Annotated in this window: 14 protein-coding genes; all 14 read right to left on the bottom strand. The window is 74.4% G+C overall.

The features are described 5' to 3' along the window. Nucleotides 1-1,389 (bottom strand): argininosuccinate lyase (gene argH, locus AB0L34_RS19170; RefSeq protein WP_363705694.1); only part of this gene is annotated, 1,389 nt, incomplete at its 3' end. Between the two features lie 17 nt (nt 1,390-1,406). Beyond that, on the bottom strand, nt 1,407-2,609 hold the full coding sequence (locus AB0L34_RS19165) for an argininosuccinate synthase (RefSeq protein ID WP_350681736.1): 1,203 nt from the start codon (nt 2,607-2,609) through the stop codon (nt 1,407-1,409). Continuing rightward, entirely contained in the window at nt 2,606-3,121 is a 516-nt protein-coding gene (locus tag AB0L34_RS19160; RefSeq protein WP_363705693.1) for an arginine repressor, read from the bottom strand. Before AB0L34_RS19160 ends, AB0L34_RS19165 begins: the two co-directional genes overlap by 4 nt. Beyond that, nucleotides 3,118-4,095, bottom strand: coding sequence for an ornithine carbamoyltransferase (gene argF, locus AB0L34_RS19155; protein ID WP_357457729.1), 978 nt, complete (start codon nt 4,093-4,095; stop codon nt 3,118-3,120). The genes AB0L34_RS19160 and argF overlap by 4 nt, the downstream gene beginning before the upstream one ends. Further along, nucleotides 4,092-5,381, bottom strand: a complete 1,290-nt coding sequence (locus AB0L34_RS19150) for an acetylornithine transaminase (protein ID WP_363705692.1) — start codon at nt 5,379-5,381, stop codon at nt 4,092-4,094. Before AB0L34_RS19150 ends, argF begins: the two co-directional genes overlap by 4 nt. Then, a complete protein-coding gene (argB, locus tag AB0L34_RS19145; RefSeq protein ID WP_357457723.1) occupies nt 5,378-6,265 on the bottom strand; it encodes an acetylglutamate kinase in 888 nt (295 codons plus the stop codon). Before argB ends, AB0L34_RS19150 begins: the two co-directional genes overlap by 4 nt. Next, nucleotides 6,262-7,434, bottom strand: a complete 1,173-nt coding sequence (gene argJ, locus AB0L34_RS19140) for a bifunctional glutamate N-acetyltransferase/amino-acid acetyltransferase ArgJ (protein WP_363705691.1) — start codon at nt 7,432-7,434, stop codon at nt 6,262-6,264. Before argJ ends, argB begins: the two co-directional genes overlap by 4 nt. Continuing rightward, on the bottom strand, nt 7,431-8,432 hold the full coding sequence (gene argC, locus AB0L34_RS19135; protein ID WP_357457717.1) for an N-acetyl-gamma-glutamyl-phosphate reductase: 1,002 nt from the start codon (nt 8,430-8,432) through the stop codon (nt 7,431-7,433). The genes argJ and argC overlap by 4 nt, the downstream gene beginning before the upstream one ends. Before the next feature lie 182 nt (nt 8,433-8,614). Continuing rightward, on the bottom strand, nt 8,615-11,161 hold the full coding sequence (gene pheT, locus AB0L34_RS19130) for a phenylalanine--tRNA ligase subunit beta (protein ID WP_363705690.1): 2,547 nt from the start codon (nt 11,159-11,161) through the stop codon (nt 8,615-8,617). A gap of 39 nt (nt 11,162-11,200) precedes the next feature. Continuing rightward, nucleotides 11,201-12,301: a phenylalanine--tRNA ligase subunit alpha gene (pheS, locus tag AB0L34_RS19125; RefSeq protein ID WP_363705689.1), complete on the bottom strand. Its 1,101-nt coding sequence runs from the start codon at nt 12,299-12,301 to the stop codon at nt 11,201-11,203. Between the two features lie 219 nt (nt 12,302-12,520). Beyond that, the gene (locus tag AB0L34_RS19120) at nt 12,521-13,360 is read right to left on the bottom strand and encodes an RNA methyltransferase (protein ID WP_363705688.1); all 840 of its coding nucleotides are present in this window, start codon (nt 13,358-13,360) and stop codon (nt 12,521-12,523) included. Between the two features lie 32 nt (nt 13,361-13,392). Next, complete coding sequence (gene rplT, locus AB0L34_RS19115) at nt 13,393-13,785, bottom strand: 50S ribosomal protein L20 (RefSeq protein WP_184184750.1); 393 nt, start codon at nt 13,783-13,785, stop codon at nt 13,393-13,395. A gap of 31 nt (nt 13,786-13,816) precedes the next feature. Further along, nucleotides 13,817-14,011, bottom strand: coding sequence for a 50S ribosomal protein L35 (rpmI, locus tag AB0L34_RS19110; RefSeq protein ID WP_007458415.1), 195 nt, complete (start codon nt 14,009-14,011; stop codon nt 13,817-13,819). Between the two features lie 19 nt (nt 14,012-14,030). Next, nucleotides 14,031-14,657, bottom strand: coding sequence for a translation initiation factor IF-3 (infC, locus tag AB0L34_RS19105; protein ID WP_357457708.1), 627 nt, complete (start codon nt 14,655-14,657; stop codon nt 14,031-14,033). Between the last annotated feature and the right edge of the window lie 169 nt (nt 14,658-14,826).

Raw genomic sequence — 14,826 nt, 5'->3', positions numbered from 1 at the left:
GGCGACCGGGCCGGGGCCGGTCGAGCCGGGGGTGGTCCGGGCGGCGAGCGCCGACCGGACCGAGAGCACGTCCCGCACGGACGGGTCGAGGTGCTCGCTGACCGCCGCGAGGTCGGCGTCGGAGACCTCGTCGAGGGCGCAGTCCCGGGCCACGCAGAGCGCGACCAGCTTCCCGGTGATCTCGTGCGCGTCGCGGAACGGCACGCCCCGGCGGACGAGCCAGTCGGCCACCTCGGTGGCCAGCGAGAAGCCCACCGGCGCGGCGGCGACGAGGCGGTCCACCCGGACGGTCATCGTGGAGATCATCCCGGCCAGGGCCGGCAGCAGCAGCTCCAGGGTGTCGACCGCGTCGAAGGCCGGCTCCTTGTCCTCCTGCATGTCCCGGTCGTAGGTCATCGGCAGGCCCTTGAGCATGGTGAGCACGCTCATCAGCCCGCCGACGAGGCGGCCGGACTTGCCCCGGGCCAGCTCGGCGATGTCCGCGTTCTTCTTCTGCGGCATGATCGACGAGCCGGTGGCGAAGGCGTCGTCCAGCTCCACCCAGCCGAACTCCTGCGACGTCCAGAGCACCACCTCCTCGCCGAGGCGGGACAGGTGCACCCCGACCATCGCGGTGACGAAGAGGAACTCGGCGACGAAGTCACGGTCTGCCACGGCGTCCATGGAGTTGGCGAAGGACGTGCGGAAGCCCAACTCCTTGGAGACGGCCACCGGGTCCAGCGGCAGGCCGGAACCGGCCAGCGCGCCCGCGCCGAGCGGGCTGATCGCCGTGCGGTGGTCCCAGTCGCGCAGCCGTTCCAGGTCGCGCAGCAGCGGCTGCACGTGGGCGAGCAGCCAGTGCCCGAAGGTGACCGGCTGGGCGTGCTGGAGGTGGGTCATCCCCGGCGCGGCGGTGTCCACGTGCCGCCCGGCCTGCTCGACCAGCGCCTCGGCCAGCTCGACCAGCCGCGACGCCACGCCCCGGGCGTGGTCGCGCAGGTAGAGCCGCAGGTCGGTGGCGACCTGGTCGTTGCGGGACCGGCCGGCGCGCAGCTTGCCGCCGAGGCTGCCGAGGCGCTCCAGCAGCCCGCGCTCCAGCGCGGTGTGCACGTCCTCGTCGTCGACGGTGGGGCGGAACTGCCCGGAGGCGCAGGCGGCCTCCAGGTCGTCCAGGGCGGCGAGGATGCGGCCCAGCTCCTCCGGGTCGAGCAGGCCCGCGCCCGCGAGGACCCGGGCGTGCGCCCGGGAACCCGCGATGTCGTACGGGGCGAGGCGCCAGTCGAACTGCACGCTCACCGACAGCCGTGCCAGGGCCTCTGCGGGGCCGCCGGCGAACCGGCCGCCCCAGAGGCTGGTGCGGTTGGTGGCGGCGCTGTTCTCGGTCAGGCTCTTGTCGTCCACGCCGCCCATTGTGGTGCCCACGATCTTCAGCCGCCCAGCCGGGCGTCCCGCGCGGCGGCCATCTTGCTCGGCAGGCCCCAGAGCTGGACGAAGCCCTTGGCCAGGGACTGGTCGAACGTGTCGCCGGTGTCGTAGGTGGCCATGCCGAAGTCGTAGAGGCTGGCCTCGGAGCGCCGGCCGGTGACGGTGGCCCGGCCGCCGTGCAGGACGAGCCGCACCTCGCCGCTGACGTGCCGCTGCGCGTCGTCGATGAACGCGTCCAGGCTGTTCTTCAGCGGGGAGAACCAGAGGCCGTCGTAGACCAGCTCGCCCCAGCGCTGGTCGACGCCGCGCTTGAACCGGGCCAGGTCCCGCTCCACGGTCACCGCCTCCAGCTCCTGGTGGGCGGTGATCAGCGCGATCGCGCCGGGCGCCTCGTACACCTCGCGGCTCTTGATGCCGACGAGGCGGTCCTCGACCATGTCGAGCCGGCCCACGCCCTGGGCGCCGGCGCGCCGGTTGAGCTCCAGGATCGCCTGGTACGGGGTGACGGTCTCGCCGTCGATCGCCACCGGGACGCCGGCGTCGAAGGTGATCACGACCTCGTCGGCGTCACGCTCCTGCGCCGGGTCGGCGGTGTACGAGTACAGGTCCTCGATCGGGCTGTTCCAGATGTCCTCCAGGAAGCCCGTCTCGACGGCGCGCCCGAACAGGTTCTGGTCGATGGAGTACGGCGACTTCGCCGACACGTCGATCGGCAGCCCCTTCTCCTCGGCGAAGGCGATCGCCTTGTCCCGCGTCCAGGCGAAGTCCCGGGCCGGCGCGATGATCTTCAGGTCGGGCGCGAGCGCGCCCAGGCCGACCTCGAAGCGGACCTGGTCGTTGCCCTTGCCGGTGCAGCCGTGCGACACGATGGTGCCGCCGTGCTTGCGGGCCGCGGCCACCAGGTGCTTGACGATCAGCGGCCGGGACAGCGCGGAGACCAGCGGGTAGCGGTCCATGTAGAGCGCGTTGGCGCGGATGGCCGGCAGGCAGTACTCGGCGGCGAACTCGTCGCGCGCGTCGACCACCTCGGACTCGACCGCGCCGCAGTCCAGGGCGCGCTGCCGGATGGCGTCGAGGTCCTCGCCGCCCTGCCCGACGTCGACCGCGACCGCGATCACCTCGGCGCCGGTCTGCTCGGCGAGGTACGGGATGGCGACGGAGGTGTCGAGCCCTCCGGAGTAGGCAAGAACGACCCGCTCGGTCATGGTGTGGTGCTCCCTTCAACGTTCTCTTCCCGGCGGGCCCAGCCGGCGAGCTTGTCGCCGAGCGCGGCCCCGCCGACGGCCTCGCGGGCCACGACGAGGATGGTGTCGTCGCCGGCGATGGTGCCGACGACCTCGGGCAGGCCCGCTCGGTCCACCGCGCTGGCCAGGTAGTGGGCTGCGCCCGGCGGGGTGCGCAGCACGGCGATGTTGCCGCTGGAGTCGACCCCGTTGAGCAGCTCCCGAAGCAGCCGGACCAGCCGGGCCGGCGCCGCCTCGGCGTCGCGCAGCGGCCGGTGGCCGTCCTCGGGGATCAGGTAGACGGCCCGCCCGTCGCCGCCGCGTACGGTCACCGCGCCCAACTCCTTGAGGTCGCGGGACAGGGTGGCCTGGGTGACCTGGATGCCGTCGCCGGCGAGCAGGTCGGCCAGCTCGGTCTGCGAGTGGATCGCCTTGTCGCGGATCAGCTCGACGAGGCGGGCGTGGCGGGCGGCGCGGGTCAGCGGGGCGGTCATGGATTCTCCCTGGTCGCGGCGGCGCCCGGCGCCGCCGCGTCCGGGGCGGCGGGCGCGGCCCCGAGGAGGAACGTCAGCAGCGCCTTCTGGGCGTGCAGCCGATTCTCCGCCTGGTCGAACACGGCGCTGTGCGGGCCGTCGAGCACCTCGTCGGTGATCTCCTCGCCCCGGTGCGCGGGCAGGCAGTGCAGCACGATCGCGTCGGGCGCGGCGTGGTCCAGCAACGCGGCGTTGACCTGGTACGGCAGGAACGGGGTGATCCGGTCCAGGCCGTCCGACTCCTGACCCATCGAGGTCCACGTGTCGGTGGCGACCACGTCGGCCCCGGCCACCGCCGCGACGGGGTCGGTCAGCGCCTGCACGGAGCCGCCGGTGCCGGCGGCGATCTTCTCGGCCCGGGCGAGCACCTCCGGGTCGGGGCCGAAGTTGGCCGGCCCGGCGACCCGCACGTGCATCCCGGCGGTCGCCCCGGCCAGCAGGTACGAGTGGGACAGGTTGTTGGCGGCGTCGCCGACGTACGCCAGGGTCCGGCCGGCGGTGCCGCCGCAGTGCTCGCGGATCGTGAGCAGGTCGGCCAGGAGCTGGCACGGGTGGAACCCGTCGGTGAGCGCGTTGACGACCGGCACGGTCGCGGCGTCGGCGACCTCGGCGATCCGGTCGTCGCCGTGCGTGCGCAGCACGATCGCCGCGACGTAGCGGGAGAGGACCCGCCCGGCGTCGCCGAGGGTCTCGCCCCGCCCGAAGTGGGTGACCTGGGTGTCCACCACAAGGGGGTGCCCGCCGAGTTCGGCGATGCCGACGTCGAACGAGAACCGGGTGCGCAGGCTCTGCTTGTCGAACAGCACCGCCACCGACCGGGGGCCGGCCAGCGGCCGGTGGCCGAACCGGTCGGCCTTCATCCGCGCCGCGAGGTCGAGCACGGCCGACTGCTCGGCGGGGGTCAGGTCGTCGTCCCGCAGGAAGTGCCGGGTCATGCGCTCGTCTCCGTCGTGGTCGCGGTGGTCGTGGCGGCCGGGCTCTCGGCGGCGGCCGGGGAGGTGCCGGCGGCGGCCGGCGAGGTGCCGGCGGCGGCCGGCGAGGTGCCGGCGGCGGCCGGGGAGGCCGCGTCGAGGGCCGCGGGAAGAGCGGCCAGGAAGGCGTCGGCCTGGGCGGCGGTCAGGATCAGCGGCGGGGCGAGCCGTACCACGCCGGGCTGCACCGGGTTGACCAGGAAACCGGCCTCCCGCAGCGCCTCGGCGAGCACCTTCGCCACGGGCGCGGCGAGCACCACGCCGAGCAGCAGGCCCGCGCCGCGTACGCCGCCGACCAGCGGGTGGCCGAGCGCCTCGATGCCCCGGCGCAGCCGCTCGCCGATCCGCTTGACGTGGTCGAGCAGCCCCTCGTGCGCGATGGTGCCCACCACCGCCAGGGCGGCGGCGCAGCTGATCGGGTTGCCGCCGAACGTGGTGCCGTGCATGCCGGGGCCGAGCAGGTCGGCGGCCCGGCCGAAGGCCAGGCAGGCGCCGAGCGGCAGCCCGCCGCCGAGCCCCTTGGCCAGGGTCACCACGTCGGGCTCGACGCCCTCGGCCTGGTGGGCGAACCAGTGCCCGGTGCGGCCGATGCCGGTCTGCACCTCGTCGAGCACCAGCAACGCGCCGTGCCGGGCGGTGATCCGCCGGGCGGCGGCCAGGTAGCCGGCCGGCGGGACCACGACGCCGTTCTCGCCCTGCACCGGCTCCAGAATCACCATGGCCGTGGCGTCGGTGACGGCCGCCTCCAGCGCGGCGACATCGCCGTAGTCGACGTGGCTGACGTCGCCGGGCAACGGGCGGAACGGGTCGGCCTTGGCCGGCTGGCCGGTCAGCGCCAGCGCGCCCATGGTCCGGCCGTGGAAGCCGCCCCGGGTGGCGACCACGTGGGTGCGGCCGGTGAGCCGGGACAGCTTGAACGCCGCCTCGTTGGCCTCCGCGCCCGAGTTGGCGAAGAAGACCCGGCCCGACCGGCCGGCCAGGGCCAGCAACAGCTCGGCCAGGGCCACCGGCGGCTCGGCGACGTAGAGGTTGGAGACGTGCCCGAGGGTGGCGACCTGCTTCGACACGGCGGCCACCACGGCCGGGTGGGCGTGGCCGAGGGCGTTGACCGCGATCCCGCCGACCAGGTCGACGTACTCCCGGCCTGCCTCGTCGACCACGACGGCGCCGGAGCCGGAGACGAGGGCCAGCGGCGGCGTGCCGTAGTTGTCCATCATCGACTGCGACCAGCGCTCGACGAGCGTGCTCATGACGGAATCACCATCGTTCCGAACCCTTCCGAGGTGAAGACCTCCAGCAACGTGGAGTGGGCGACCCGGCCGTCGACCACGTGCGCGGCGGGCACCCCCTGCCGCACGGCCCGCAGGCAGGCCTCCATCTTGGGCACCATGCCGCTGGACAACGACGGCAGCAGCTTCGCCAACTCGTCGGCGGTGATCTCGCTGACCAGGCTGCCGGTGTCCGGCCAGTCGGCGTAGAGGCCGGGCACGTCGGTGAGGACGACCAGCTTGCGGGCGTCGAGGGCGACGGCGAGCGCGGCGGCGGCGGTGTCGGCGTTCAGGTTGTGCAGCACGCCGTCGGCGTCCGGCGCGACGGTGGAGATCACCGGAATCCGCCCGGCCGCGATCAGGTCGGTGACCGCCGAGACGTCGACCGACTCGACGTCGCCGACCTGCCCGACGTCGACCGGCTCCCCGTCCACGTACGCGGGCCGCCGCACGGCGGTGAACAGGCCCGCGTCCTCGCCGGAGAGGCCGACCGCGAACGGGCCGTGCGCGTTGATCAACCCGACCAGCTCCCGGCCCACCTGGCCGACGAGCACCATCCGGACCACGTCCATCGCCTCCGGGGTGGTGACCCGCAGGCCGCCCCGGAACTCGCTGGCGATGCCGAGCCGGCCGAGCATGGCGGAGATCTGCGGGCCGCCGCCGTGCACCACGACCGGCTTCAGGCCGGCGTAGCGCAGGAAGACCATGTCGGCGGCGAAGGCCCGTTGCAGTTCGGGGTCGACCATGGCGTTGCCGCCGTACTTGACCACGACGGTCGAGCCGGAGAAACGGGCCAGCCAGGGCAGGGCCTCGATCAGCGTGGCGGCCTTGGCCTGGGCGCGGGTGAGGTCGGTGGTGAGGCTCATGTCGAGTAGGCCGAGTTCTCGTGTACGTACGCGTGGGAGAGGTCGTTGGTCCAGATCGTGGCCTCGGCGTCGCCGGCGTGCAGGTCGATCCGGATGGTGACGTCCCGCCCGGTCAGGTCGACCTTCGACCGGTCCTCGGCGGCGGCGCCGGAGCGGCACACCCAGACGCCGTTGACCGCGACGTCGACCGCGTCCGGCTCGAAGGCGGCGGCGGTGGTGCCGACCGCGGCGAGGATCCGGCCCCAGTTCGGGTCGTTGCCGAACAGCGCGGTCTTGACCAGGTTGTTGCGGGCCACCGACCGCCCCACCTCGACCGCGTCGTCCTCGCTCGCCGCGCCGACCACGTCGACGGCGATCTGCTTGGTGGCGCCCTCGGCGTCGGCGACGAGCTGCTGGGCCAGGTCGTGCGCGGCGGCGGTGACCGCGGCGGTCAGCTCGGCCGGCGTCGGCGCGATGCCGCTCGCGCCGCTGGCCAGCAGCAGCACCGTGTCGTTGGTCGACATGCAGCCGTCGGAGTCGACCCGGTCGAAGGTGACCCGGCACGCCTCGCGCAGCGCGGCGTCGAGGGCCTCCGGCCCGGCCACCGCGTCGGTGGTCAGCACGCAGAGCATGGTGGCCATCGCCGGGGCGAGCATGCCGGCGCCCTTGGCCATGCCGCCGACGGTCCAGCCGCTGCCCCGCGCCACCGTGGTCTTGGGGCGGCTGTCCGTGGTCATGATGGCCTCGGCGGCCGCCGGACCGCCGTCGCGGGACAGGCCGCGGATCGCGGCGCGTACGCCGGGGAGCAGCTTCTGCATCGGCAGCCGCTCGCCGATCAGGCCGGTCGAGCAGACCGCCACGTCGCCGGCCCCGAGCATCAGCCGGGGGCTGGCCGAGGTGAGCGCGGCGGCGGCGTGCTCGGCGGTGGCGTGGGTGTCCTGGAAGCCGGCCGGGCCGGTGCACGCGTTGGCCCCGCCCGAGTTGAGCACCACGGCGCGGACGACGCCGCCGCGGACCACCTGCTGGGTCCAGAGCACCGGCGCGGCCTTGACCCGGTTGGCGGTGAACACGGCGGCGACCCCGGCGTCCGGGCCGTCGTTGACGACCAGCGCGACGTCGCTCGCGCCGCTGGACTTGAGCCCGGCGGCCACCCCGGCCGCCCGGAACCCCCGCGGAGTCGTGACGCTCATGGTGCGATCCCCCAGACGGACAGGCCCGTCGTCTCCGGCAGGCCGAACATGAGGTTGGCGTTCTGCACGGCCTGGCCGGCGGCGCCCTTGCCGAGGTTGTCCAGCGCGCTGAGCACGATGGTCCGGCGGGTGTCGACGTCGACGGTGGCCTGCAGGTGGCAGGAGTTGGAGCCGAGGGTGGCGGCGGTGTGCGGCCAGGTTCCCTCGGGCAGCACGTGCACGAAGGGCGCGTCCGCGTACGCCTCGGCGAGCACCGCCCGGGGGTCCACGCCCCGGGCCGGCACGGCGGTCACGGTGGCCAGGATGCCCCGGGGCATCGGCGCGAGCACCGGGGTGAGCGACAGGCCGGTCGCCCCGGTGGCCTGCTTGATCTCCGGCACGTGCTGGTGGGTGCCGACGCGGTAGGGCGACAGGTCCCCCATCACCTCGCTGCCGAGCAGGTGCGGCTTGGCCGCCTTGCCCGCGCCGGAGGTGCCGGAGGCCGCGACGACCACCACGTCGGCCGGGGCGGCGGCGCCGGCGGCGATCAGCGGGGCGAGCGCGAGGGTGATGGCGGCGGCGTAGCAGCCGGTGTTGGCGACCCGGGTCGCGCCGGCGATCAGCTCCCGCTGGCCGGGCAGCTCGGGCAGGCCGTAGGTCCACTGCCCGGCGTGCGGGCCGCCGTAGTAGTTGGCCCAGGCGTAGGGGTCGGCGAGCCGGTGGTCGGCGCCGAGGTCGACGACGCGGACCTCGGGCGGGAGCTGGGCCGCCAGGGCCGCCGACTGCCCGTGCGGCAGGGCCAGGAAGACCAGGTCCGCGTCGGCCAGCGCCGTCGCGTCCGTCTCGCCGAGGACCAGGTCCAGGCCGGCGAGCTGCGGGTGTACGACGTCGAGCCGGTGCCCGGCCTGGCTGTGCGCGGTAGCGGCGACCAGGTCGAACTCCGGGTGCCCGGCGACCAGGCGGATCAGCTCGCCCCCGGCGTAGCCGCTCGCCCCCGCTACCGCGACTCGGATACCCATACTCACCTCCGCATGACTATGCAGCGAAGGCTAGCAGTGATGATCGGCCTCTGCAAGTTCATACAGACTTCTGTATGCGCATGATGAGCGTCGCGTCCGGGCGCGGGAGGCCGGGACGGAGCCGGACAACGGAAACGGCCCCCGCCCGGCGAAACCGGACGGGGGCCGTCGACATCCAGGCGTCAGGCGCCGCGCAGGGTGGCGCCGAAGCGTTCCGCGGCCCGGGCGACCGCCGCGTCCCGCGCGGCCACCGCCTCCTCCACGGTCAGCGTCCGGTCGGGAGCCCGGAAGGTGAGCTTGTACGCCAGCGACTTCCGGCCCGCCCCGAGCTGCTCGGAGGCGTACACGTCGAACAGGCGCACCCCCTCCAGCAACTCGCCGGCGCCCTCGACCAGGGCGCGCTGCACCTGCGCCGCCGGAACCGACTCGTCGACCACCAGCGCCACGTCGATCAGCGCCGGCGGGAAGCCCGAGACGGCCGGCCCGGACGCCACCGGGGCCGCCGGCAGCGCGTCCAGGTCCAGCTCCAGGGCGCTGGTCCGCCGGGGCAGCTCCAGCGCCGCCACGACCGCCGGGTGCAGCTCGCCGGCGTGCCCGACCACCGTGCCGTCGACCAGCAGCTCCGCGCAGCGGCCGGGGTGCCACGGCGCGTACTCGGCGGCCCGGACCTCGACCCGGTACGCGGGAATGTCGGCGGCGGCGAGCACGTCCCGGCCGGCCTCCACGGCGTCCGCCCAGCCGGCCGCCCGGCCCCCGCCCCACCAGCCGGCCGGCTCGATGTCGCCGGTCAGCACGACGGCGACGTGCCGGGGCTGGTCGGGCACCACGGCGTCGGCGGCGGCGAACTCCTCGTCGCTGGGTCGCCGGTCCACGCCCATCGCCGGCGGGCGGCCGGCGCCGGGACGCGGGTGGAAGACCGCGCCGATCTCGTACAGGGCGAGGTCGCGCTGGCCCCGACCGAGATTGCGCTTCACGATGCCGAGCAGCGGGCCGAGCAGCGTGGTGCGCAGCAGCGGCTCCTCCTCCGACAGCGGGTTGGCCAGCCGTACCGCCTGCCGGCGCGGGTCGCCCTCGGGCAGGCCGAGCTGGTCGGCCAACTCCGGGGCGACGAACGGGTGCGCCAGCACCTCCACGTACCCGCGCTCGGCGAGCGACCGGGCCACGGCCCGGCGGCGACGCTGCTGCCAGGTCAGGCCGCGGCCGGGCGGCGCCGTCGGCAGCACCGACGGCACCCGGTCGTACCCGTCGAGGCGGACCACCTCCTCGACCAGGTCCGCCGGGTCGGTCAGGTCGGGCCGCCAGGTCGGCGGCGTGACGGTGAGCGCCGCGCCGTCGCCGGCGGCGACGCCGACCTCGCCCGGGTCCTCGCCGAGCCGGTCGGCGCCGCGGGCGACCGTGCAGCCCACCTGCTCCAGCAGGGCCACCACCCGCGCCGGCGGGTAGGTCACGCCGATCCGCCGGGTCGGCAGGTCGACCGGCAGGACCACCGGGGTACGCGGCCGGACGTGGTCGATGTCGAGGATCTCGTCCCCGGCCGTGCCGCCGGCGTGCTCGGTGAGCAGCCGGACCGCCCGCGCGATGGCGACCAGCGGCAGGGCCGGGTCGACGCCCCGCTCCCACCGCTTCGCCGCCTCGCTGAACAGCCGGTGCCGGCGGGCGGTGCGCCCCACCATCACCGGATCCCAGTGGGCGGCCTCGAAGAGCACGTTCGTCGTCCCCGCGACGACCTCGCTGGTCTCGCCGCCCATCACGGCGGCGAGCGAGATCGGGCCGGTGTCGTCGCAGATCACCATGTCCTCGGGCGCGAGCGCGCGGGTCACCCCGTCCAGCGTGGTCAGCTTCTCCCCCGCCTCGGCGCGGCGGACCACCAGCGGCCCGGCGATCCGGTCGGCGTCGAAGGCGTGCATCGGCTGGCCGAGTTCCAGCATCACGTAGTTGGTGATGTCGACCGGCAGCGAGATGCTGCGGATGCCGGCGACGGTGAGCCGCCGCTGCATCCAGCCGGGGGTGGCCGCCGTCGGGTCGACGCCGCGCACGAGGCGGGCGGCGAACCGGTCGCAGCCGACCGTGTCCCGCACCTCGACCGGGTACGCCGGGGCCTCCGTGCCGCCGGGAGCGGGCGCCAGGCCCGGGTCGCGGAACGGCACGCCGAGGGTGTGCGACAGCTCGCGGGCGAGGCCGCGCAGGCTCATCGCGTACCCCCGGTCGGGGGTGATCTCCAGCTCGACCACGACGTCGTCGAGCCCGACGACCGGCCGCGCGTCGTCGCCCGGCTTGGCCGGGGTGTCCTCGGGCAGCACGATGATGCCCGAGTGGTCGTCGCCGAGGCCCAGCTCCTTGGCGGAGCAGATCATGCCGTTGGAGTTGCGCCCGTACGTCTTGCGCGCGCCGATGGCGAAGCCACCGGGCAGCACGCCGCCGGGCAGGATGACCACGACCCGGTCGCCCGGGGCGAAGTTGCGCGCCCCGCAGACGATCTCCTGCGGCTCGCCGGTGCCGTTGGCGTCCCCGACGTCGACCCGGCAGAACCGGATCGGCTTCTTGAAGCCGGTCAGCTCCTCGATCTCCCGGACCTCACCGACCACCAGCTGACCGGTGACGGTCTCCCGCAGGTCCACGACGGACTCGACCTCGATGCCGAGGCCGACCAGGGCCTGCTCCAGGTCGCCGGCGGGCAGGTCGGCGGGGAGGTCGACGTACTCCCGCAGCCAACTGACAGAAACTCGCATGACTCAGACCACCGTCTCCGTAACTCGTACCCGCATCGCCTACGCCCCGACCCCGAACGCGCGGGTGAACCGCACGTCGCCCTCGGCCATGTCCCGCATGTCGCTGACCCCGTGCCGGAACATCACGGTCCGGTCGATGCCCATGCCGAACGCGAATCCCGAGTAGACCTCGGGGTCGATGCCGCAGGCGCGCAGCACCCGCGGGTTGACCATGCCGCAGCCGCCCCACTCGACCCAGCGCGGGCCGTCGCGGTGCTCCGGGAACCAGACGTCGAACTCCGCCGACGGCTCCGTGAACGGGAAGTAGTGCGGCCGGAAGCGGGTCTTCGCGCCCTCGCCGAACATCGCCCGGGCGAAGTGGTCCAGGGTCCCGCGCAGGTGCGCCATCGTGATGCCCTTGTCCACCACCAGGCCCTCCACCTGGTGGAAGACCGGGGCGTGGGTGGCGTCCAGCTCGTCGGTGCGGTAGACCCGGCCGGGCACGATCACGTAGATCGGCGGCTTGCGGGTCAGCATGGTGCGCGCCTGCACCGGCGAGGTGTGGGTGCGCAGGACGAGGCCGGAGCCCGCCTGCTCGCCGGCCGCCCCGGCGGAGCCGTCGGCGGGTGCGATGTGGAAGGTGTCCATCAGGCCGCGGGCCGGGTGGTCGGCCGGGATGTTGAGCGCGTCGAAGTTGGTCCACTCCAGCTCGACCTCGGGCCCCTCGGCCACCTCGTAGCCCATCCCGAGGAACAGGTCGCTGATCTGCTCCATCAGGGTGCTGATCGGATGCCGGGCACCCCGGGGCCGCCGGTCGTGGGGCAGCGTCACGTCGACGCGCTCCTCCACCAGCACCCGTTCCGCCTGCTCCCGCTCCAGGACCTCCTGGCGGGCGGCGTAGGCGGCCTCGACGGCGCGGCGGGCCTCGTTGACCCGCTTGCCGGCGTCGGACTTCGCGGCCGGCGGCAGCGCGCCGATCTCCCGGCGGGCCAGCGACACCGGGGACCGGTCGCCGAGGTGCGCCGGGCGCAGCGCGGTCAGCGCGTCCGGGTCACCGGCCTCGGCGAACGCCTTCTCGGCGGCGGCGACGGCCTCGGCCAGGGCGGCCGGGTCGAGCAGGGCGACCTGCTTCGGGTCGTACGGATCGTTGCGGTAGCTCATGGCGTACGGGCACTCCCTCACGGCGGCGCCAGCCCTCACGGGGGCGGCGAAGCGAGTCTACGGACGCGCGGCTGTGCCGCAGCCCGCCGGTGGGAGTTGAGCGGAAAGCAGGTCAGGCCCGCCGCCCGCCGACACCGGCGGGCTGGCTAAACGAACGCCGTGGCGCGTTCACGGGCGAATGCTCTCCTCTGCTGGGTGCCTCGCGGGACCGGTGCCCGGTCACCGCTGCGCTCTCGCTGAAGCGTACAGGCAGACGGCGGCGGCCGCAGCCAGGTTCAGGCTCTCGGCGCGCCCGTGCAGCGGCACCCGGACGCGGGCGTCGGCGGCGGCGGTGAGCGCCTCCGGCAGGCCGTGCGCCTCGGAGCCGAACAGCCAGGCGGTGGGGGCGGCGAGCCGGCCGGCGTCGGCGAGGTCGTCGAGGTCGTCCTCGCCGTAGCCGGTGGTGGCGAGCACGGCGAGGCCGGCGGCGCGCAGCGCGGCGACCACGTCCAGCGGGTCGGGCGCGCGGACCAGGTCGACGTGGAAGAGGCTGCCGGCCGAGGCCCGGACGCACTTGCCGTTGTACGGGTCGACGGCGTCGCCGGCGAAGACGACCGCGCCGGCCCCGGCGGCGTCGGCGGTGCGCAGCACGGTGCCGGCGTTGCCCGGGTCGCGGATCTCGGCGAGCACCGCGACGAGGCGGGGCCCGCCGGCCAGGGCCCGCTCCAGGGGCACGTCGAGGTGCCGGCAGACGGCGACCAGGCCCTGCGGGGCGACGGTCTCGGCGAGGGCGGCCAGGGCCTCGTCGGTCACCTCGGAGACCGGAACGTCGGCGCGGGCGGCGTCGGCGGCCAGGTCGGCGTGCCGGTCCAGGGCGGCGGGCGTACCGAAGAGTTCGGTGACCACCCCCGGGCAGGCCAGGGCCTCGCGGACCGCCTGCGGCCCCTCGGCGAGGAACCGGCCGGTGGCCTCGCGGTCCCGGCGGCGCTGGAGCCGGCGGGCGGCGACCACCCTGGGGGTACGCGGGGTGAAGGGGCCGGAGACAGCGTCGAGGCGTCCCCCGCGCGATGGTGACTGCATGGGAGACGCCTCGATCTGCTGGTGCGCGGGGATCAGGCGGCCTGGGCCGCCGCGCCGCCGGTGCCCTCGGCCGTGACCGCGGCCCGGGCCAGCTCGACGATCGCCGCGAACGCGGCGGCGTCGTTGACGGCCAGGTCGGCCAGGATCTTGCGGTCGACCTCGATGCCGGCCAGGCGCAGGCCCTGGATCAGGCGGTTGTAGGTCATCCCGTTGGCGCGGGCGCCCGCGTTGATCCGCTGGATCCACAGCTGCCGGAAGTCGCCCTTGCGGTCGCGACGGTCCCGGTAGGCGTACTGCATCGAGTGCAGCACCTGCTCCTTGGCCTTGCGGTAGAGGCGGGAGCGCTGACCGCGGTAGCCGCTCGCGGTCTCCAGCAGGGTACGGCGCTTCTTCTGGGCGTTCACAGCCCGCTTGACGCGTGCCATCTCAACTCCTTCTTACGTCAGGTGGCGCGCGTCAGCGGCCGAGCAGCTTCTTGATGCGCTTGACATCGGCCTTGGCCAGCACGACGGTGCCGGTCAGCCGACGGGTCTGGGTGGAGGGCTTCTTCTCCAGGTTGTGCCGGAGGCCGGCCTGCTGGGCAACGATCTTGCCCTTGCCGGTCACCTTGACCCGCTTGCCCATCCCCGTGTGGCTCTTCATCTTCGGCATGTGGAACGTCTCTCCCCTGTTACTCGCCGCTGGTTTCGGCGACTGTGCCGGTGTCACCGGCCGCTGCGGTCTCGCCGGCCGGGGCGGCGCCCTCGGCTTCCCGCTCCCGCGGCCCGCCCCGGGCGGCCGTCGCGGCGACCGCGGCGGCCTTCGTGGCGCGGTGCGGCGCAAGCACCATGATCATGTTTCGGCCGTCCTGCTTCGGCGCGGCCTCGACGTACCCCAGCTCCGAGATCTCCGACTCGAGCCGGCGCAGGAGCCGGTAGCCCAGCTCCGGGCGGCTCTGCTCGCGACCGCGGAACATGATCGTCACCTTGACCTTGTCGCCGGCCTTGAGGAACCGCACCACGTGACCCTTCTTGGTCTCGTAGTCGTGCGGGTCGATCTTCGGCCGGAGCTTCATCTCCTTGATGACGGTCTGCTGCTGGTTACGCCGCGCTTCGCGCGCCTTCAGTGCGCTCTCGTACTTGAACTTGCCGAAGTCCATGAGCTTGCACACCGGAGGGCGCGCCATCGGCGCAACCTCGACCAGGTCCAGGTCTACGTCCGCGGCCAGCTGAAGGGCGCGCTCCAGCGGGACGATGCCCACCTGCTCACCCTCGGGGCCGACCAGTCGGACCTCACGTGCCCGGATCTGCTCGTTCACGCGTGGTTCGACGCTGATGGGGCCTCCTCGAGTCAAAGTCTCCTGCGTGGCCGACCCCGCGGCTCCCGGGTGGGAGCCGACCGGAAAGCAGAAGGCCCCGGCGCATGCCAGGGCCCGCTCGACCGGTCGGCACAATCACATGATCGCGCATCCGGCACCGGGACGTGCC

It is taken from the genome of Micromonospora sp. NPDC052213, from assembly GCF_040679695.1.
In the GTDB taxonomy this organism is placed as follows: Bacteria; Actinomycetota; Actinomycetes; order Mycobacteriales; family Micromonosporaceae; genus Micromonospora.
Note: the sequence above shows the minus strand (reverse complement) of the source record. Positions and strands in the feature narration are given on the sequence as shown.

Bases quoted from the DNA above. Each gene is read 5' to 3' on its own strand.
- AB0L34_RS19165 (WP_350681736.1), bottom strand. From the start codon at position 2,609: ATGACCGAGCGGGTCGTTCTTGCCTACTCCGGAGGGCTCGACACCTCC.
- AB0L34_RS19160 (WP_363705693.1), bottom strand. From the start codon at position 3,121: ATGACCGCCCCGCTGACCCGCGCCGCCCGCCACGCCCGCCTCGTCGAG.
- argF (WP_357457729.1), bottom strand. From the start codon at position 4,095: ATGACCCGGCACTTCCTGCGGGACGACGACCTGACCCCCGCCGAGCAG.
- AB0L34_RS19150 (WP_363705692.1), bottom strand. From the start codon at position 5,381: ATGAGCACGCTCGTCGAGCGCTGGTCGCAGTCGATGATGGACAACTAC.
- argB (WP_357457723.1), bottom strand. From the start codon at position 6,265: ATGAGCCTCACCACCGACCTCACCCGCGCCCAGGCCAAGGCCGCCACG.
- argJ (WP_363705691.1), bottom strand. From the start codon at position 7,434: ATGAGCGTCACGACTCCGCGGGGGTTCCGGGCGGCCGGGGTGGCCGCC.
- argC (WP_357457717.1), bottom strand. From the start codon at position 8,432: ATGGGTATCCGAGTCGCGGTAGCGGGGGCGAGCGGCTACGCCGGGGGC.
- pheT (WP_363705690.1), bottom strand. From the start codon at position 11,161: ATGCGAGTTTCTGTCAGTTGGCTGCGGGAGTACGTCGACCTCCCCGCC.
- pheS (WP_363705689.1), bottom strand. From the start codon at position 12,301: ATGAGCTACCGCAACGATCCGTACGACCCGAAGCAGGTCGCCCTGCTC.
- AB0L34_RS19120 (WP_363705688.1), bottom strand. From the start codon at position 13,360: ATGCAGTCACCATCGCGCGGGGGACGCCTCGACGCTGTCTCCGGCCCC.
- rplT (WP_184184750.1), bottom strand. From the start codon at position 13,785: ATGGCACGCGTCAAGCGGGCTGTGAACGCCCAGAAGAAGCGCCGTACC.
- rpmI (WP_007458415.1), bottom strand. From the start codon at position 14,011: ATGCCGAAGATGAAGAGCCACACGGGGATGGGCAAGCGGGTCAAGGTG.